The 16955-nt window shown below is 39.6% G+C and carries 22 protein-coding genes; 16 read left to right on the top strand and 6 right to left on the bottom strand.

All coding sequences use genetic code 11. The annotated features are described in order from the left end of the window. The first annotated feature begins 24 nt into the window (after positions 1-24). The 4 genes from ACYQ03_RS14085 (at position 25) to speD (ending at position 1990) form a co-directional block, all read left to right on the top strand. Entirely contained in the window at positions 25-390 is a 366-nt protein-coding gene (locus ACYQ03_RS14085; protein ID WP_459910552.1) for a response regulator, read from the top strand. Between the two features lie 11 nt (positions 391-401). Continuing rightward, complete coding sequence (locus ACYQ03_RS14080) at positions 402-872, top strand: chemotaxis protein CheX (protein WP_459910551.1); 471 nt, start codon at positions 402-404, stop codon at positions 870-872. Position 873: 1 nt separating this feature from the next. After that, positions 874-1335, top strand: coding sequence for a chemotaxis protein CheX (locus ACYQ03_RS14075; RefSeq protein WP_459910550.1), 462 nt, complete (start codon positions 874-876; stop codon positions 1333-1335). Between the two features lie 265 nt (positions 1336-1600). After that, positions 1601-1990, top strand: a complete 390-nt coding sequence (speD, locus tag ACYQ03_RS14070; protein WP_459910549.1) for an adenosylmethionine decarboxylase — start codon at positions 1601-1603, stop codon at positions 1988-1990. Positions 1991-2178: 188 nt separating this feature from the next. On the opposite strand, the gene ACYQ03_RS14065 is transcribed toward speD, so the two are convergent. Both ACYQ03_RS14065 and ACYQ03_RS14060 read right to left on the bottom strand, forming a co-directional pair. Then, entirely contained in the window at positions 2179-2508 is a 330-nt protein-coding gene (locus tag ACYQ03_RS14065; protein WP_459910548.1) for a DUF1904 domain-containing protein, read from the bottom strand. A gap of 45 nt (positions 2509-2553) precedes the next feature. Continuing rightward, positions 2554-2841, bottom strand: a complete 288-nt coding sequence (locus ACYQ03_RS14060; protein WP_459910547.1) for a hypothetical protein — start codon at positions 2839-2841, stop codon at positions 2554-2556. A gap of 149 nt (positions 2842-2990) precedes the next feature. Between ACYQ03_RS14060 and ACYQ03_RS14055 the strand changes: the two genes are divergently transcribed. Further along, a complete protein-coding gene (locus tag ACYQ03_RS14055) occupies positions 2991-3173 on the top strand; it encodes a hypothetical protein (protein WP_459910546.1) in 183 nt (60 codons plus the stop codon). A 14-nt stretch (positions 3174-3187) separates the two neighbouring features. On the opposite strand, the gene ACYQ03_RS14050 is transcribed toward ACYQ03_RS14055, so the two are convergent. Together ACYQ03_RS14050 and panB are read right to left on the bottom strand one after the other, a co-directional pair. After that, positions 3188-3670 carry a hypothetical protein gene (locus tag ACYQ03_RS14050; RefSeq protein ID WP_459910545.1) on the bottom strand — a complete coding sequence of 161 codons (483 nt, stop codon included), beginning with the start codon at positions 3668-3670 and terminating at the stop codon, positions 3188-3190. A 590-nt stretch (positions 3671-4260) separates the two neighbouring features. Beyond that, positions 4261-5127, bottom strand: a complete 867-nt coding sequence (gene panB, locus ACYQ03_RS14045) for a 3-methyl-2-oxobutanoate hydroxymethyltransferase (RefSeq protein WP_459910544.1) — start codon at positions 5125-5127, stop codon at positions 4261-4263. Between the two features lie 130 nt (positions 5128-5257). Here panB and ACYQ03_RS14040 point away from each other — a divergent pair, with 130 nt between their 5' ends. Then, positions 5258-6703: an aminotransferase-like domain-containing protein gene (locus tag ACYQ03_RS14040; protein WP_459910543.1), complete on the top strand. Its 1446-nt coding sequence runs from the start codon at positions 5258-5260 to the stop codon at positions 6701-6703. A gap of 107 nt (positions 6704-6810) precedes the next feature. Continuing rightward, positions 6811-8091 carry an alkyl sulfatase dimerization domain-containing protein gene (locus tag ACYQ03_RS14035; RefSeq protein ID WP_459910542.1) on the top strand — a complete coding sequence of 427 codons (1281 nt, stop codon included), beginning with the start codon at positions 6811-6813 and terminating at the stop codon, positions 8089-8091. 149 nt (positions 8092-8240) lie between these two features. Here the strand turns inward: ACYQ03_RS14035 and ACYQ03_RS14030 are convergent, their stop codons facing one another. Beyond that, positions 8241-8579 (bottom strand): winged helix-turn-helix transcriptional regulator, encoded by a 339-nt coding sequence (locus tag ACYQ03_RS14030; protein WP_459910541.1) that lies wholly within the window; start codon positions 8577-8579, stop codon positions 8241-8243. A 137-nt stretch (positions 8580-8716) separates the two neighbouring features. Between ACYQ03_RS14030 and ACYQ03_RS14025 the strand changes: the two genes are divergently transcribed. The 9 genes from ACYQ03_RS14025 to ACYQ03_RS13985 all read left to right on the top strand — a co-directional run bounded on the left by ACYQ03_RS14025 (position 8717) and on the right by ACYQ03_RS13985 (position 16054). Then, positions 8717-8911 (top strand): hypothetical protein, encoded by a 195-nt coding sequence (locus ACYQ03_RS14025; RefSeq protein WP_459910540.1) that lies wholly within the window; start codon positions 8717-8719, stop codon positions 8909-8911. 128 nt (positions 8912-9039) lie between these two features. Next, positions 9040-10074, top strand: a complete 1035-nt coding sequence (gene acgM, locus ACYQ03_RS14020; protein ID WP_459910539.1) for a radical SAM/SPASM domain protein, ACGX system — start codon at positions 9040-9042, stop codon at positions 10072-10074. Further along, positions 10071-11045, top strand: coding sequence for a zinc-binding alcohol dehydrogenase family protein (locus ACYQ03_RS14015; protein ID WP_459910538.1), 975 nt, complete (start codon positions 10071-10073; stop codon positions 11043-11045). Before acgM ends, ACYQ03_RS14015 begins: the two co-directional genes overlap by 4 nt. A gap of 31 nt (positions 11046-11076) precedes the next feature. Then, complete coding sequence (locus ACYQ03_RS14010; protein WP_459910537.1) at positions 11077-11640, top strand: SIR2 family NAD-dependent protein deacylase; 564 nt, start codon at positions 11077-11079, stop codon at positions 11638-11640. Continuing rightward, entirely contained in the window at positions 11637-12566 is a 930-nt protein-coding gene (locus tag ACYQ03_RS14005) for a DUF1848 domain-containing protein (RefSeq protein ID WP_459910536.1), read from the top strand. The genes ACYQ03_RS14010 and ACYQ03_RS14005 overlap by 4 nt, the downstream gene beginning before the upstream one ends. Before the next feature lie 18 nt (positions 12567-12584). Next, positions 12585-13154 (top strand): macro domain-containing protein, encoded by a 570-nt coding sequence (locus tag ACYQ03_RS14000; protein ID WP_459910535.1) that lies wholly within the window; start codon positions 12585-12587, stop codon positions 13152-13154. A gap of 278 nt (positions 13155-13432) precedes the next feature. Beyond that, a complete protein-coding gene (locus ACYQ03_RS13995; RefSeq protein WP_459910534.1) occupies positions 13433-13663 on the top strand; it encodes a transposase in 231 nt (76 codons plus the stop codon). A gap of 638 nt (positions 13664-14301) precedes the next feature. Continuing rightward, a complete protein-coding gene (locus ACYQ03_RS13990) occupies positions 14302-15414 on the top strand; it encodes a YeiH family protein (RefSeq protein ID WP_459910533.1) in 1113 nt (370 codons plus the stop codon). A gap of 178 nt (positions 15415-15592) precedes the next feature. Continuing rightward, a complete protein-coding gene (locus tag ACYQ03_RS13985; protein ID WP_459910532.1) occupies positions 15593-16054 on the top strand; it encodes a universal stress protein in 462 nt (153 codons plus the stop codon). 162 nt (positions 16055-16216) lie between these two features. Here ACYQ03_RS13985 and ACYQ03_RS13980 read toward each other — a convergent pair whose 3' ends face one another. Further along, complete coding sequence (locus tag ACYQ03_RS13980; protein ID WP_459910531.1) at positions 16217-16933, bottom strand: GGDEF domain-containing protein; 717 nt, start codon at positions 16931-16933, stop codon at positions 16217-16219. Positions 16934-16955 lie beyond the last annotated feature (22 nt).

Below are 16955 nucleotides of genomic sequence, written 5' to 3'. Positions count from 1 at the left end.
TAAAAAGGAAGGAGAGTGTAGTGGATGGCAAAGTTACGTTTGTTAATTGTAGATGACTCACCCTTTATTCATAAAAATATTAAAAAGGCCTTGCCAGCAGATAAATTTGATATTTGCGGAGTAGCCCAAAATGGTAAAGAAGGATTGGAATTATTTTTCTCCCTTAATCCCGATGTGGTTACTATGGATATTACCATGCCAGTTATGGATGGTCTGGAGGCAGCAGAAGCAATTCTAGCTCGGGATAAAAGAGCCAGGATTATTATGTTAAGTGCCATGGGAGATGAAGAACTTATTGAAAAAGCAAAGGCCATTGGAGTTCGAGCCTTTCTCCAAAAACCCTTTAAAGCAGATGAAATGATGACTGCCATAAAAAGAGTATTTGTGTAAGGAATGATATTATGAGTAATAAAAACTATGTAGATTTCTTTGCTACTTCCCTTATGGATAACCTTTGGCAGATGGCCCAGTTAAAATGTGATATTAGTGAGTCACAGCTACAAGGACAGACTTTTTTCTCCGAAGGTATGGCAGTTATTTTGGGAATTACGGGAAAAAGACCAGGACGGATCATTATTGATACCAGTAAAACTACTGCTATTAAACTAAGTCAATTGATCAATGGCGAAGAGGATTTGAACGAAGAAGAAGTAATGGATACAATGGCTGAGTTTGGCAATATCATTTCCGGCCATACAGTTACCCATGCTAATAATGCCATCCGGGGTATGAATCTTATGCTGACTCCACCAAGTATTTTTTGTGGGGAAGATATTTCTATAACCAGTCCAAATATTCAAGCGGAAGTAGTACGTGCTGTAACCACTGTGGGAAATCTAGTCATCAGTATCGGTTTCGAAGGGGGAATGTAGCATGGATGCTAAGAAATTTGCACCCTTTGTAGACGCTTGTGCTGAAATATTGCCCCAATTAGGATTTCAACAAATAAAAAGAGGAAATCTAGCATTTAAGGAAAAACATATGGCTACCCAGGAGGTTACAGCCATTGTTGGATTAACTAAAAAAATCCGGGGCAACGTTGCCTATGGTATGGCAAAAGATACTGCAAAAAATATCGCATCTGTTATGATGGGTGGTATGCCAGTGGAAAATTTTGATGAAATGGCCCAGAGTGCCATTAGTGAATTGGCCAACATGGTTACGGCAAATGCAGCTATCACCCTTGAGAATATCGGACTGGAAACTAATATTTCACCGCCTACCCTAATAGTTGGAAAGAACATTACTGCTAGAATCAGTCAGGTCAAAAGCCTCATGGTTGAAATGCTGACAGAGGCTGGATCCATTGAGATCAATATTGGTTTAGAAGTGTAGGCTAGCTGTTAATCATTTGTTTTTATTCTCGCAAAAATAGCAACCTAGGTGCCTGGCTCTTGCCGTAGAAAAAATATTTCAAACCAAGCCATCTCTACAAGCGAGCAAGTGCCTGGTACCGTCGAACATAAAACAACCTGCAGTCCTCCATCTGACTGTAGGTTTTAAATTACATACGGGGACAACCACCGGTTATAATTGTACAAATATTTTATAGCTTCTTTGGGAAACTAAAATATATATTGTTGCAAAGGAGATCTTATTAATGAGTATTTTAGGACAGCCCCTAGGTGTACAATTAATGGCCGAAGTATGGGAATGTGATCCTGAGAAATTAAATAATCTTAAGACAGTTGAAGAAATAATGGTGGGTGCAGCCAGAAAAGCAAATGCAGAAATAAGGGAGGTTGTATTTCATCGATTTGAGCCCCAAGGAGTCAGTGGGGTGGTAGTTATATCAGAATCTCATCTCACCATCCATACTTGGCCAGAATTGGCCTATGCTGCGGTTGATATTTTTACTTGTGGTGAGCATGTGGATCCTTGGATTGCCTTAGAGAACATCACCCAAGAATTTAATGCCGAAGAAATTAATGTGATGGAAATAACCAGGGGTATGAAAAACCTTAAGAGGCTACGAAAGAATAAGCAGTAGTAAATATGAAAATAGCCATCAATCGTCAGCCATCAGCTTTAAAACCTTGGAAGGGGCCATGGGCGGTTAGTAAAAATTTGCCGGCAGCTTAAAAACTTTGGAAAAACGCGGCCAATATACCGGGGATGAAGCTCCCCGGTAATTATGTACTTATCGAATTAAGGGATAACAGATTTTTTGGCGATGACTCAACCAAAATGCTGACCATTCTCGTAATACTTGATTTTTTCAAGGGTAGTAAACATAATATCAATATTAGAATAACCTGCCCTTTGTATATGGGCAGTTATTTCTTTTGCCACCTGATCTTGGACTGTTTGGCCTCGGTCAAACCAAGCAACTTCCACAAAGGGATAACCTTTGTCTAGGGCACCATTTTTAACAAAAGTAGAAGTGTTACATTCTAGGGTCAGGTCATCCAGAGGGCAACCGATGATCCTATGTAAGCCCATAAGTAGATCTATACTCATGGTCTTTACTATTTCTAGCTCTATACCTCGGATGATGATTTGGGGCATGCAAGATCACCTCGTAGATTTACGGCTTATTTTAACATCTTAGTATTATTTTAATACTTCAAGATCCACGTATTCGGTATTTGCATACCCTTCCTGATCACACTGAAAGGTATAGCAAATGAAATCTTCTACATTGTCAAATAGTTTTTGATCCTTCTTACGGATAATGGATTTTTGATGACCATTATAATGAAATTCTTCAGGTGTACCGGATATGGGGAAAACTCTAAAGTGAAGTTCTCCGTCTTCTACGTTTTTCAGGTATTGACCCATCTCATCGATATTTGTTAGACGAATAAAGTTGTCGGCCTGTACATTCAGTCTATTACTCATTAAATAGCCTCCTTGTATGATAACTTCTAAAAGAATTTTAGCCAGCCCGACCTTAAAAAATACGAGACTTTTCTAAATTCAGGTTTAGAGTGAAAGACCCATTGGCAGGATAAAATAAAGTTCACAGATCTAAAAAAGGAGGCACAGGGATGGATAAGTTTGTTATTTTAAAAAAAGATAAAGAGGGTCACGTGGTTCAATCTACAGTACCCCTTCCCAAGGATTATATTGAGGAACTGGTTCCGCCTTTTCCTATTGATAATAATATAGTTATTGAACCTTTTAAAGAAAAGGTAAAAGAAGAAAAGGATAATGCTCCGATACTCGGATAAATATCAGCAATAAATTAATAATGGGCTGTCAAAGATTTAATTATGCCATAGGGAATAAAGCTAATAAAGGGCAACAGAAACAAATGAATAAATAAAGAAATGCTTAAGGGCCAGATGCCAAATTGAATTGCAAAACTCTTTACTAAATTTAAATAAGTAGGTGCCTCGGACAATGGTTGAAAAGCTATTAGAACAAGTAATACGATGTATAAATAAGTACCAAAATTAATAAATACCTTATTTGAATCCAGATAAGCTAGGAAGCGACTGGCATGATAAAAGACAAAAATAATTCCGCCTGCTAAGACTGTATAAGTTAACATTTGGCTATGGAAGGTGTTTTCGATAAAGAGCTGATTATTGATTGGCAGACAAGAAATCAAAAGTGTTTGCAGCAGGAAGTTAATCTCCAGGGCACTTTTTATACTTAGTGCTGGTAAACGAATAACATAAACAAGTACTATTAGATTCAGGCAAACAGGAATCCAAGTATGCATTCCCCAAAATTTTGTTATACCCATTTGGTTAAGGGAATTTGATAATGAAAATAAAAAACTTACAAAGAGACCAGATATAATGTAATAATAAGTAAGGTGAGGGGAGTTTATTTTCTTTCCCAAATAGATTGTAGGAATGATAGTACCTAAAGTACTCAGGCAAAGGAATGATTCAAAAAAGGTTAAAAAATTCATAGGTATCAACCCTTTTTATTAATAAATATATAGAATAAGGGAAATATATTCTATTACCTAATTTCCCCAATAATTAAGATTTATAACAAATATGATCTACAAGTTATCTCACGCGGTGTATATTCCGGCGCAAAATGAGCCGCAGTTCCGGATAGTGAGAGACATCTCCAGTCAAATAGAGCCATCGTTCCATTCAGAGAGCCAGGGATAAACGGCACGGTGTCTCTATTTTAACTTCATGTTAGGGTGTTTTAATTTATGTAATACGATTCTTCTTTAATTATTTTACCGTTAGTTGTAAAGTAAAAGAAGAACGCCTAATCAGTAAATGACAGAGCGTTCTTAACAACAAGTTTCTTCTGAATATTATCCCAAGAAGTTCATTTTGTTTTTACTTACAATATACCCTCTTTCTGCAATTCAGCTTGTAGCTGTTCCACTAAATCCTGGGACATATTAAAAGAATGCTCTTTATCGGGGAATACGCCATCACGAACTTCTCTGGCATAGGTGTTTAACGCATTCTGCATATCTTGACCTAGATTGGCATAACGTTTGACAAACTTGGGGGTAAACCTGTCAAATAGTCCTAAAAGGTCGTGGATAACCAGTACCTGGCCATCGCAGTTATTTCCAGCACCAATGCCGATTGTGGGCACCTGGACAGTCTCAGTGATGATTTTTGCCACTGGGCTAGGTATGGCTTCCAGAGTAATCGCAAATGCACCCGCCCTTTCCAAAGCCAGTGCATCTTTGACTATTTGTTTGGCACTCTCTATGCTTTTACCCTGCACTTTAAAACCACCCAACTGTGCGGCACTTTGGGGTGTTAAACCGATATGGCCCATCACAGGTATACCGGACCTGACTAATGCGGCCACTGTACCCGCTATACGTTCCCCACCTTCCAGCTTAAGGGCATCCATGCGACCTTCTCTAATAATACGAGCTGCATTAATCATAGCTTTCTCCGGTCCTATTTCATATGTCATAAAGGGCATGTCCGCTACCATGAAAGTGTGTTTACCGGCGTTAGCAACCGCCTTGCAAAAAACCAGCATTGTCTCCAGGTCGATTTGAACGGTTGTTTCATAGCCCATCATTGTCATAGCACCCGAATCGCCTACCAGTATCATATCTATGTCACTTTTATCTACCTGGGACATCATGGCGAAATCATATGCTGTGACCATAGTAATCTTTTTCCCCTGCCGTTTCATTTCTTTAAACTTTAAAATATCAGCTTTTTGTTTTTGCACCATATTCACTCCTTTGACGCATTATCAGCACATTTCTTGCAGTAGCTTCTTATATGTATTTCATTATATCAAGTGTAGCAAAATGCACACAATGATATAATTGTATGCAAAACAATTTAACGGAGATATAAAAATGCCTGTCAATTCCTTTGATGACTATCCTATGAACTGGAAGCCAGATCCTACCAAACTTAAGACTCCACTTTATACTTCAATTGCTGAAATGTTGGAAAAAGATATTAAGAATGGCGTATTGTCGCCCGGTACCAAATTGCCGCCGCAACGGGAATTGGCCGATTATTTAAATGTAAATCTAAGTACCATTTCAAGAGCATTTAAACTATGTGCACAAAAGGGACTTATTTGTGCGACGATTGGCAACGGCACTTTTGTATCATCAGATGCAGGCTCAAATACTTTTCTTTTACAGGAATACAGTTCTCCCCAAATTATCGAAATGGGTTCTGTATTTCCTCAACCTACGTCATATGTTGAACTAACAGAACAGATCAAAAAGATGCTGGCAGAACCCGGTTTCAGAAATCTATTTAATTATGGGAGACCGGAGGGCACATTTTGGCAGAAAGAGACGGCTGCTAAACTTATAAAAAAAGCTGGTTATGATGCTGAACCACAAAATATTTTATTAGCAAACGGTGGACAAAATACAATTGCAGCTATTCTAGCTAGTTTATTTAAACCTGGTGATCGAATCGGAACAGACCCCGTGACCTATCCTGGTATTAAAACTGCAGCTAATATGCTTGGTATTCAACTAATTCCTATTAAACAGGGGCACTATGAAATCACAAGGGCTGGATTACTGTATGCTTGTAAAAATGAGAATATAAAAGGATTATTTGTGATCCCCGATTATCACAATCCAACTACACATACAATGTCCAACGATACAAGAAAGATGATTGCTAATGTAGCGATGAGTAACAATTTAATTGTCATAGAGGATGCTACCCTTAGTCTTATGGCTGAAAATCTACATGCTCCCATCGTATCGTACGCACCAGAAAATACACTTTACATTTCTAGTCTCTCCAAGGTAATAGCTCCCGGTTTAAGACTTGCCTATGTAGTAACGCCAGATATTTTTAGAAAGAAATTATCTGAAGCCCTTTATAATATCAATATTTCTGTGTCCCCGATGATGGCTGAACTTGCATCAAGGCTAATTACTGCTGGAATTACCGATAAAATTATTGAAAAGCATCGTATTTACACGAGGGAGCAAAATAAAATTGTAAATGACTATCTTAACGGCTACTCTGTTCTCGGAGAACTTGAATGTATTTTCAGATGGTTGATATTACCGGAAAGATTTACAGGGGAAGATTTTGAATCGAAGGCTTATCGTGCCGGAGTACGTGTTTATGCAGCTGAAAGATTCACAGTAGGAAAAACCAAACCGTTGCGAGCAGTTAGATTAGCTGTTACTGCTCCGGGAAGTAATTCGGAATTAAAGAAAGCAATGAAAATTATTAAAAATTTATTGGAAAATGATGAAGAATATGATCGCATTCCTCCAATAGTTATAAAAAGGTGCCTACTTTTCAAAATGATGTAACATAACTATCATAATATCAGAGTTGTAAAAACTGAGCTTGTAATATAAGGCGAACCAACTCAAAATCGAATTACTGCAAAGATACAACAAACAAAGAGGTGTGACCAATGTTACGATCAGATGGAGAACAATCATTAAAAGATTTTTCATTCACAGCATACCCACGTCGAGTGGCAGAAATCATTCCCGGTGTTATCTATCATGTAATGGGTTATGGCCACAGCAATGCCAGCTTTATCATTGGAGAAACTTCGGTTATTCTAATAGATACCCTTGATACTGACTATCGTGCAGAAGCCCTCAAGTCCATTATCGCCGGGCATACCAACAAGCCAGTGAAGACCATCATCTACACCCATAGCCATCCAGATCACCTTGGTGGAGCAGGAGTTTTTATGGATAGTGATCCAGAAATTATTGCCTTTGCTCCTTGCAAGCCAGTCCTCGGTCGAATCAATGCCCTGCAGGACGTGCTCAATAAGCGCGGCATAAGGCAACATGGCTACGAGCTCAGCGACGAGGAAGCCATTTGTCAAGGTATCGGTATTCGTGAAGGTATGGTTAAGGACGAAGGTAAAAGAGCTTTTGTACCACCTACCACTGTTTATAATGAAGAAAAAATCATACGCAGTATTGATGGCGTTACTTTAGAACTTGCTGCTGCTCCAGGCGAAACTGATGATCAGCTCCTGGTCTGGTTTCCAGTTTACAAGGTACTTTGCTGTGGTTATAATTATTACGGTTGCTGGCCCAACCTATATGCTATACGTGGCAGTCAGTATCGGGATATAAGCACCTGGGTGGAGACCTTGGATAAGCTGATTGGTTATCAGGCTAAATACCTCCTCCCTGGACATACACAACCCATAATTGGAGGAACTGCTGTTGCAGAAACCTTAACAAACTTCCGTGATGCTATTGATTATATACTTAAAGAAACCCTTAAAGGCATGAATCAGGCCATGACAATGGACGAGGTGGTAGAAGCAGTTAAGTTACCTGAAAAGTGGGCCAGCCTTCCCTATCTGGGCGAATTTTATGGTACTGTGGCCTGGTCTGTTCGTGGTATATATGCTGGCTATGTAGGTTGGTTTGACGGAAACCCAACCAATCTCAATCCTTTGCCAAATCGGATCCGTGCCCAAAAAACCATCGCTCTCATGGGTGGCGTAGAGTCGGTACTTTCTGCTATCAGTCAAGCCCTGGAGAGCGAAGAAGCCCAATGGGCTATTGAGCTTGCAGATGTCCTTATAGCTGCGGATAGTGCAAATAAGCAGGCGAAAAGATACAAAGCCCAAGGCCTTCTCAACCTCGGGCGTCTGGAAACAAGCGCAAATGGCCGCCACTACTACCTTGCCTGTGCTAAGGAGCTTCTTTCTAATTTGTAATACTATCAAAATACAGCAACGAAACCGCTTGTACCTTGGTTCAGGCGGTTTTCCTTTTATTGACAATTTTTGCAATTACCCCAGAAACCAAAAGTGCCCCAATAATAATACTTGGGTGGGTGTAATTTTCTCTATGGACATATGGATTGCTAATTGGATGAATTTTTCATTACTTTCTGGTAACCCAACCCCCATGATTCCATAGCTGCAATAATGGGACGCATGGTGTCACCCAATTCACTTAACTTATACTCCACACGCGGGGGCACTTCCGCAAAAACTGTTCGAATAATGATCCCGTCTTCTTCCATTGATCTAAGATTGTCAGTTAAAACTTTCTGACTGATGCCAGGAATGGTTTTCCTAAGTTCGCCAAAACGATTTGGTCCAGCCAAAAGATTTCTTAGAATCAATAATCTCCACTTGTTTCCAATCAAACCAACCGTTGTTGCAACGGGGCATGCCGGTAATTCTTTCTTCGTCAACATATCGCATTCCTCCAATAGTTATAATAAGGTTACTATATAATAAAAAGGTGCCTACTTTTCAAAATGATATAACACAACTAACATAATATCAGAGGCAAAAAAAATCAAGCCCAAATACAAACAAGGAGTGTTTTGAGATGAATAAGCTTGGAATGTTTGATACTTGGAAAGAAAATCGTAAATTTTTCGCAAGAAGAAGTGCTCAAAGCTACTTCGGAACAAAACAAGCGGCTATGGCTCACAGCGGTTGTGGTTCTGCTTGTGGAGCCGGTGACGACGGTAAACCCAAATCAACTGCTTTTGGTTCCGCCTGCGGTGCCGGTGACAAGTAATAACGTCTAGGAAAGTCCCCGGTTTTTACTGAACCGGGGTATTTCTTTTTAAAATAAATATTGTTTTTATGCCAATGGCTGACTTCATAAATTTATTAACTAATTCTTAGCAAGGAGAGTGTACTACTATGGATCAATTCTTTGCCTTTCAATGGCATATTACCGATAGTTGCGATCAGCGGTGTCAGCATTGTTATATCTTTTCAGAAAATCAAAACCTCCCCGTGAAGGAGATGTCCTATCAAGATATACAGTCTGTGCTTAATAATTGCGTGGAGATGTGCAGAAAACTGAATCGTATACCCTACTTCTATATAACCGGAGGGGATCCGATTTTACACAAAGACTTTTGGCATGTGTTGGAACTGCTGAAATCGCAGAACATTGCTTTTAGTATCCTGGGAAATCCTTTTCATCTTGATGATGAGGTGTGCAGAAGGTTAAAATACTATGGCTGTGAGAGATATCAGCTCTCAATTGATGGGCTGAGGGATACACATGACTTTATCCGAAAGCCTGGTTCTTTTGACACTACCCTTGAGAAAATTCGCTGCCTTCGTGAAGCGGGAATTCGAGCTGTTATCATGACAACGGTGTCAAATACTAATATTAAGGAAATTCCCGAAATCATTGATCTTGTGGTAGAAAAACAAGCTGATGTTTTCGCTTTTGCTAGGTACTGCCCTACGAGTTTTGACAAAAGCACTCACATAGCACCAGAAGAATACAAAGAGTTCTTGGAAGTCTGCTGGAAAAAGTTCGAATATTATAAGGACTCGGGAACGACTTTTAACCTAAAGGATCACCTATGGACGTTATTCCTATATGAAAAAGGATTGTTTACAATACCCGAAGGCTTGGATGATGCCACTATATATGATGGTTGTAACTGCGGCAATTGTCACATAACCATTTTGCCAAACGGTGACATTTATGCTTGTCGGCGATTTGAGAGCCTGATTGGCAATGCCTTAACTGACCAATTGTATAATATTTTTCTGGGGGAGAAAATGGATCAATACCGGGAATACAGCAATTTTGAGAAGTGTTCCAAATGCGAATTACTGCGGTTCTGCCGTGGCTGTCCTGCTGTGACCTATGGCTATACCCACAACTTTTACGGAACTGACCCCCAATGTTGGAAAGAAGTATATACCATATGAGAGCAATAGTGCTTGAAAGAACTTGTAAAGCTAACGAACTAACCGTAACAAATGTGCCTGTCCCCAAAGTGAAACCGGGCTGGGTACTAGTAAAGGTAAAAGCCTTTGGCATTAACCGCTCCGAGATCATAACCAGAAGCTATGAAGGTGATGCTCCCTATATTCAATTGCCGAGAATCCTTGGTATAGAGTGCGTAGGCGAAATAGCCGATTCTTCTAACAGCAATTTTAAAAAAGGGCAGCGTGTTGTGGCTTTGATGGGGGGAATGGGACGCAGCTTTGACGGTGGTTACGCGGAATATGCACTGCTGCCAATTAGCCAGGTCTTTGCCGCAGATATTGACCTCAGCTGGGAGGAACTGGCCGCAATCCCAGAAACTTATTTTACAGCGTACGGTTCCTTGTTTGATTGCCTACAGCTAAAGTCTAACGATACATTATTGATTAGAGGAGCAACAAGTGCGCTAGGACTGGTGACCCTACAACTGGCAAAAAGTATAGGAAGCACTGTTTTAGCCACGACTCGAAGTTTAAATAAAATGAACTTGCTTAAAAAGCACGGGGCAGACTTTGTATTGCTTGATGATGGAACATTATCAAAACAATTGTATTCTCTTTATACTGATGGCGTGAGCAAAATTTTGGAATTAGTAGGCCCTGCCACATTGGAACAGTCAATGAAATTTCTTTCCCATCACGGCATCATATGTTCAACGGGGATTTTGGGCAATAAAGGAACCCTTGAAAATTTTGACCCCATCAAGGGTATTCCAAACGGAGTTTATTTGTGTTCTTTTTTCAGTAATTACCCGACGCAGGAGCAGATGAACAAGATTTTCAATCATATTCGCCAATATCGCTTAAAGCCACCTATAAGCAAGATTTTTTCAATGGATGAGATAGCCGATGCGCATCTCTTGATGGAAAGCAATATGGCAAATGGAAAGATTGTAGTTACAACTACAGAATAAATGAAAACCTATGGTATAGGAGTGTGCACTTATGGATTTTATTGATATTTCCAAAATGCGTATCACAGTTCGGAAGTATAGCCAAAAGAAAGTGGAGCATCAGTTCTATAAGGCTGGTTTTCCTGCCGAAAAGGTTTTTGCTGTACAGGGTGACTACGGTTTTTTTCAATGTTCCAAAGGCTGTCACAACAAGCTCTACTACAACGAAAGCCTTGTAAAGGATATGCTGGCGCAAACAGTAAACTGCAAAATCCCTGCGGAGCTCGTTCCCCTCTGCCCTATATGCGGAGGCCCGATGGATGTTAATCTCCGCAAAGACAAATATTTTGTAGAGGATGAAGCCTGGGATGTCGCCAATGAACGCTACACTGAATTTGTTGAAGAGGCTTTCGGAAAACGGATTGTTTATCTAGAACTTGGTGTAGGCTTCAATACACCAAGTATCATCCGTTATCCTTTTGAAAGGATGACTTATTTGAACCCCAATGCTACCCTGATCCGTGTGAACACCCATCATCCCCAGGGGGCAAAAGAAAACATATATAAAACCATCTCTTTCACAGAGGATATGACGAAGGTGGTCAAGTCGTTATGATTATTAATACCGGTGCGCGGACGGATATTCCGGCGTTTTTTAGCACTTGGTTTTTAAACCGCATTAAAGAAGGTTTTGTCTATGTGCGCAACCCCTATTACCAAGAACAAGTCACACGATATAAATTGACACCGGATGTTGTGGATTGCCTAATCTTCTGTACGAAGAACCCACGTCCCATCCTGTCACGGATTCATGAGCTTGATTCCTTTGCCAGTTATTGGTTTGTAACGATCACACCTTACGGACGGGACATCGAACCAAATGTGCCTCCTGTGGAGCAGGTCATCCACGATGTCAAATTCTTGTCCAAAGGGCTTGGCAATCATCGGGTATGCTGGCGCTATGACCCTATCTTCATTGATAAACACTATACAGTGGAGTATCACATAGAAGCATTCGGCAAGATGGCCAAAGCACTTTCCGGCTATGTGGATGAGTGTGTGATTAGCTTTATTGATTTGTACGAGAAAACAAAGCGTAACTTCACCGGTATTCGGGGAGTAAACATTGAGGAACAAATCCGGCTTGTCAAGAGCTTTTCCCATCTTGGTAACCTTTACAATATTTCAGTCAAGACCTGCGCCGAGGCCGCCGCTCTGCGTCAATATGGCATTAAACCTTCTGGCTGCATCACACAGGCTGTTATTGAAAAAGTCATTGGCATGAAACTAAAAAAACTTCGCAGGAAACCAAGTCGTTCTAACTGCGGCTGTATTCCCAACAGAGATATCGGTGCCTATAACACCTGTCCGCATGGCTGTAAATACTGCTATGCAAACGACAATCAGGAAACTGTAAAACGCAACCTAAAATTGCATGATCCGAAATCACCGCTATTGATCGGGCGACTCGGCAAAGATGATATTGTCCATGATGCTGTACAGGAAAGCGATGCGGATTGGCAGCAGTCATTACTATTCTAAGGAAAGTGATGTGTTTCCGTGCAACGGAGAGAATTAATTAGACGATTAAATGAGCTGCTCTTAAAAGAGCTTCCTCAATACAAAGAACAAGCTAAAGCCTTTTCACGAGACCTTAATTCAGAGCGGCGATTGCTTCGTAGTCTGATGAACGTAAGACCGCCAATGCCTATTAGTGAGGATTTCCTTGTTTTGCAGGACACGTTGCTCTCACAAGAGCGCGAGGAAAAGGGCGTAGTAGATATAAATGCACTACAAACCACGGAAAACCCTCGCATTGTATTGTGGCAAGGTGACATTACCAGGCTTAAAGTAGATGCTATTGTCAATGCCGCAAATAGTGCGATGCTTGGTTGTTTTGCGCCTTGCCACGGCTGCATCGACAATGCCATCCATTCGGCGGCGGGCTTACAGTTGCGTCAGGAATGTCACGAGCTGATGGAGCAACAAGGATTTGATGAACCAACAGGACAAGCAAAAATCACAAAAGCATACACCCTACCATGCAAATATGTACTTCACACAGTTGGACCTATTATCAATGGACCTTTGACGCAAAAGAACCGTGACAATGTCGCGCCAGAGAGATAACCTATAATCCATGTTCTGTGTGAATTCTGTGTGAATATTGTAAAGTGAATTAAAGACAACTGCGACACTAACAGTTGTCCTTAATTAGGATTAATAATCACTTAAACTTGATACTGTACCACGCTTATAGGCATTGTTAACCTCCTGCTATTGGTGGTAACATTAAGAATTCATCTTCTGATTTCAATATCGTGTCTAAACCATCTAAAGCAAATATTGCAGTTCCCCCGGTTTGATGTACAAAGAGTTAAGAGTGTATAGTAATAATCGGGGGTGTTGTGTTACTGGGGGAAAACAGGCGTGTATATAATGAAGAATTTAAACGAGAAGCTGTTGATTTATTAATAACTAGTGGAAAGAAAGCTGCTGAAATTGCAAGAGACCTGGGCATAAGTGATAACTTGTTAAGACGTTGGCGAAAAGAGCTTGAAGAATCAGGTTCAAACAGTTTTCCTAGTCAGGGCAACCGTAAACTAGGTACCCCAGAAGAGGAAAAAATTCGCCGTTAAATCTAGAATTAGAGCTTGTTAAAGAAGAACGCGAATATTAAAAAAAGCAGTGGCCATCTTCTAAAAAACATCCATAGGGTAGAATTAGACTAACGAAATACAAAAAGCAAAGCTCCACTGCCCAAAAGGGTAGAAGGGCTTTGCCTTACTCGTAAGATATTTGGAGTATTCGATTAGTGGTATTTATTAAAGATGGCTCTCATAACGGAACTGTGGCTCATTTACACCGGAGGTGGCTCACACTTTCCGGAATAGGTGGTTCTGAGATGCCGGAATATACACGCGGAGATATTTAGAATTCTAAGCACTGACACAAATGTGTCAACAAGTGATACATAATGATCAAGTTGTCGGTACAACATCGTCTTAACGGTGGTGAAAAAACTTACAAAAGAAAGTGAAAACATGAACAACCTAAATTAGACTCAGTGTGACAAAAAATAATGTCACACTGAGTCTAATTTTTTTGTCAGTTATACGACAAATATATTGTCTTGCCAATGATATAAATATACTTGAGCTCAGAAAAATTAAAGTTTAATTAGTTGGTATTTAAAATACCTAACAATCCTTCTTGTAAACCCGGGTGCAAGAGAAATTCCAAACCATTCAGTTAAACAAAAAGGGGAGGTATTTTTGTGAGCGAAGGCACAACTAGCAAATGGATTAAAGCATTACCAGGAATTTTATTTATGTTTTTCATTGCTTTGCTAGCAATGGGCACAAAATCCTTCGGTGGAGAGTGGAGCGGTATCGAAGGCTGGATCAAAGCCAACTCCAATTTCCTAGGCAAGGTATTAAAAATCAATCACGTTATCATTGTTATTATCATCGGTATGGTAATTCGAAACACCATCGGGATTCCCTCCTGGGCCCAGATGGGTGTAAAAACATCCCGTGTATTTATCAAAATGGGGGTAATTCTGTTAGGTTCTCTTTACAGCTTAGCTGAATTAGCAAAGTTGGGTTCAACTTCTATCTTTTTAATTGCTACCTTTATGTTTGGTACAATTATTTTCACCATGTGGTTGGGTAAAAAATACAAGATGCATCCCGGTTCCTCCGCTTGTCTTGCTGCTGGTGCCGGTGTATGTGGTGTATCTGCCATCGTTGCAGTTGCTCCGGCTGTTAAAGCTAGAGGTGAAGATATTGCCTACTCCATTGCCACTATTCTATCTTTCGGTATCGTTTGTTTATTTACCTTCCCTATCTTAGGGCATCTATTGGGACTGACTCCTGAGCAATTCGGTATGTGGGCTGGTACAGGTATCCTAAACTCTGGACAAGTATTAGCAGCAGCCCTTGCCTTTGATCCAGGTACCCCTGAAGTTCCTTCTGTTAGCTTAAAAGTAGGTGAAATCTACAACTTAACCCGTGTTGTATTCCTGCCTTTGGTAGTTTTGCTGATCACAATTCTGTATGCTCGTATGTCTGATGACAAAACTGTAGATTCAGCTGCTACTGCTAAGAAAACCTTCTTTAGCAAGTTTCCCTTATTCGTACTTGGTTTTATCGCCACTGTTGCTTTAACTTCCTTTGGTGCCTTTGGTCCCACTGAGCCTGCTTCTCCTGATCTGGTGGCCTTCCGTGAAATATATAGCTGGTTCTTCTCTATTGGTCTTACTGGCTTAGGTTTGCAAATATCCTTTGCGGAAATGAGAAAAGCTGGAGGAACTCCGCTGGTTATAGGTTCTGTTGCTGGTTTCATGAAGGCTGCACTTTCCTTAGTTGTTGTTCTCCTGCTCTTTTAATTACAGTTCCTAACGAAGGGTAATATAAGGGAGGTAAATATATGTCTGAGAAAAAAGACGAACGTCAATTGTCTCTATTTAGTAATGAAAAATCTGAGGACTTAGCTGCTATTATTGGTGCGGCTCTGGTAATGTTAATAGTTATAATACTATAAGATCATAGAAAGAGGGTTTCCAAATGAACGGTCAAATTCTATTTATAACAGATGGTTCACCTTCAGCAGATGCAGCCGGTCAAATGGCAACCGAAATGTCTCTGGCTTTGAAGCTACCTTTAAGGGCAGTATTCATTTTGGATGAAGGGTGGAAAAATTTATTAGGGGATGAATGGATTAACACTTCCTCAACTCGTATGAGATTTTTTCACTGGTTTGAAGATGGCCTTCATAAACACTCCAATGAAGTACTAGCTGAGGTTGCAGAAAAGGTCAAAGAAAAAGGTGGCCAGGTGGAGACCGAGATAAAGATCGGTAAAACAGAAAAGGTCATTACTGAACTGACCGTTGAAAAGGAAACAGCCTTTTTGGTTTTGCCAAATCCCCATGCAACTGCTCCGGCTGCCGCTGCTGGCCTTAGGTTTAATCTTAATTCCTTAGCCAAAAAAGTAAACTGCCCAATTTACATTGGGCCCAGATCATAAAAAGTTTATTGTATGCACAATGAACAAAGTAGTTTAATGAAATGTACCTCGTCAATATAGACATTTCAATAAAGTAAAATATTTAAACAGCCTTAGTTCTGATTTCTATCGAACTGAGGCTGTTTAATTTCTATGATTGTAGCAGGGTGACAATTATTATTTTTATTTTGTTTTGGCAAGTCTCTTATTTTTATACATTCTTTCATCTGCAAGGTTCAGTAATTGTTCAAAGTCTTTACTGTCATTGGGAAATACTGAAATACCTCCACTGATACTAACTTTTATTTTACTTGTGGTATCAACAAGGGATATATTTTGCTTAAGTCTGTCTAATAAAGCCTTTGCTCCCTCATATGTAGTTTGAGGCATTAATATTACGAATTCATCGCCCCCGTATCTGACGGGAATATCTATGGTTCGTACGTTCTTTTTTATGCATTTTGCTACTTTAATTAATATAAGATCGCCGATTTTATGACCCATTGTATCATTTATTTTTTTAAAGTTATCTAAATCAATGAATATTATAGAAAATGTTTGATTAAATCTCTTATAACGTTCAACCTCAAATAAGGTTGCTCTCAACAAATAGCTTTTATTATACAAACCGGTCATAGGATCAAGACATAACTTTTTTTCCATATCATTTATTTTATTGATTTGTAATATAAAATAAAAAGTTGTGGGCATAAAAATTAACAGACTATAAATTAAACAATTTGCTGAAATAACTATATTTACGATCTTCGTATCATAAATCATATTAATTCCATGTACATTTAAATAAATTTGAATTGAAAACAGAGTAATGATAAACAGCTCGAACATGCTAATAATAATTATTGCATTTCTGAAATATCTTTCTCTTTCTTCTTGCATATTAATTGGCCTTTCTTAATAA

Source organism: Desulfotomaculum defluvii (genome assembly GCF_054657375.1).
Note: the sequence above shows the minus strand (reverse complement) of the source record. Positions and strands in the feature narration are given on the sequence as shown.

Excerpts from the sequence above, each read along its gene's own strand:
- ACYQ03_RS13985 (WP_459910532.1), top strand. The coding sequence starts at position 15,593 with ATGAACGGTCAAATTCTATTTATAACAGATGGTTCACCTTCAGCAGAT.
- acgM (WP_459910539.1), top strand. The coding sequence starts at position 9,040 with ATGGATCAATTCTTTGCCTTTCAATGGCATATTACCGATAGTTGCGAT.
- ACYQ03_RS14040 (WP_459910543.1), top strand. The coding sequence starts at position 5,258 with ATGCCTGTCAATTCCTTTGATGACTATCCTATGAACTGGAAGCCAGAT.
- ACYQ03_RS14005 (WP_459910536.1), top strand. The coding sequence starts at position 11,637 with ATGATTATTAATACCGGTGCGCGGACGGATATTCCGGCGTTTTTTAGC.
- ACYQ03_RS14035 (WP_459910542.1), top strand. The coding sequence starts at position 6,811 with ATGTTACGATCAGATGGAGAACAATCATTAAAAGATTTTTCATTCACA.
- panB (WP_459910544.1), bottom strand. The coding sequence starts at position 5,127 with ATGGTGCAAAAACAAAAAGCTGATATTTTAAAGTTTAAAGAAATGAAA.
- ACYQ03_RS14060 (WP_459910547.1), bottom strand. The coding sequence starts at position 2,841 with ATGAGTAATAGACTGAATGTACAGGCCGACAACTTTATTCGTCTAACA.
- ACYQ03_RS14015 (WP_459910538.1), top strand. The coding sequence starts at position 10,071 with ATGAGAGCAATAGTGCTTGAAAGAACTTGTAAAGCTAACGAACTAACC.
- ACYQ03_RS14025 (WP_459910540.1), top strand. The coding sequence starts at position 8,717 with ATGAATAAGCTTGGAATGTTTGATACTTGGAAAGAAAATCGTAAATTT.
- ACYQ03_RS14055 (WP_459910546.1), top strand. The coding sequence starts at position 2,991 with ATGGATAAGTTTGTTATTTTAAAAAAAGATAAAGAGGGTCACGTGGTT.
- ACYQ03_RS14030 (WP_459910541.1), bottom strand. The coding sequence starts at position 8,579 with ATGTTGACGAAGAAAGAATTACCGGCATGCCCCGTTGCAACAACGGTT.
- ACYQ03_RS14085 (WP_459910552.1), top strand. The coding sequence starts at position 25 with ATGGCAAAGTTACGTTTGTTAATTGTAGATGACTCACCCTTTATTCAT.
- ACYQ03_RS14065 (WP_459910548.1), bottom strand. The coding sequence starts at position 2,508 with ATGCCCCAAATCATCATCCGAGGTATAGAGCTAGAAATAGTAAAGACC.
- ACYQ03_RS14075 (WP_459910550.1), top strand. The coding sequence starts at position 874 with ATGGATGCTAAGAAATTTGCACCCTTTGTAGACGCTTGTGCTGAAATA.
- ACYQ03_RS14080 (WP_459910551.1), top strand. The coding sequence starts at position 402 with ATGAGTAATAAAAACTATGTAGATTTCTTTGCTACTTCCCTTATGGAT.
- speD (WP_459910549.1), top strand. The coding sequence starts at position 1,601 with ATGAGTATTTTAGGACAGCCCCTAGGTGTACAATTAATGGCCGAAGTA.
- ACYQ03_RS13980 (WP_459910531.1), bottom strand. The coding sequence starts at position 16,933 with ATGCAAGAAGAAAGAGAAAGATATTTCAGAAATGCAATAATTATTATT.
- ACYQ03_RS14050 (WP_459910545.1), bottom strand. The coding sequence starts at position 3,670 with ATGCATACTTGGATTCCTGTTTGCCTGAATCTAATAGTACTTGTTTAT.
- ACYQ03_RS14010 (WP_459910537.1), top strand. The coding sequence starts at position 11,077 with ATGGATTTTATTGATATTTCCAAAATGCGTATCACAGTTCGGAAGTAT.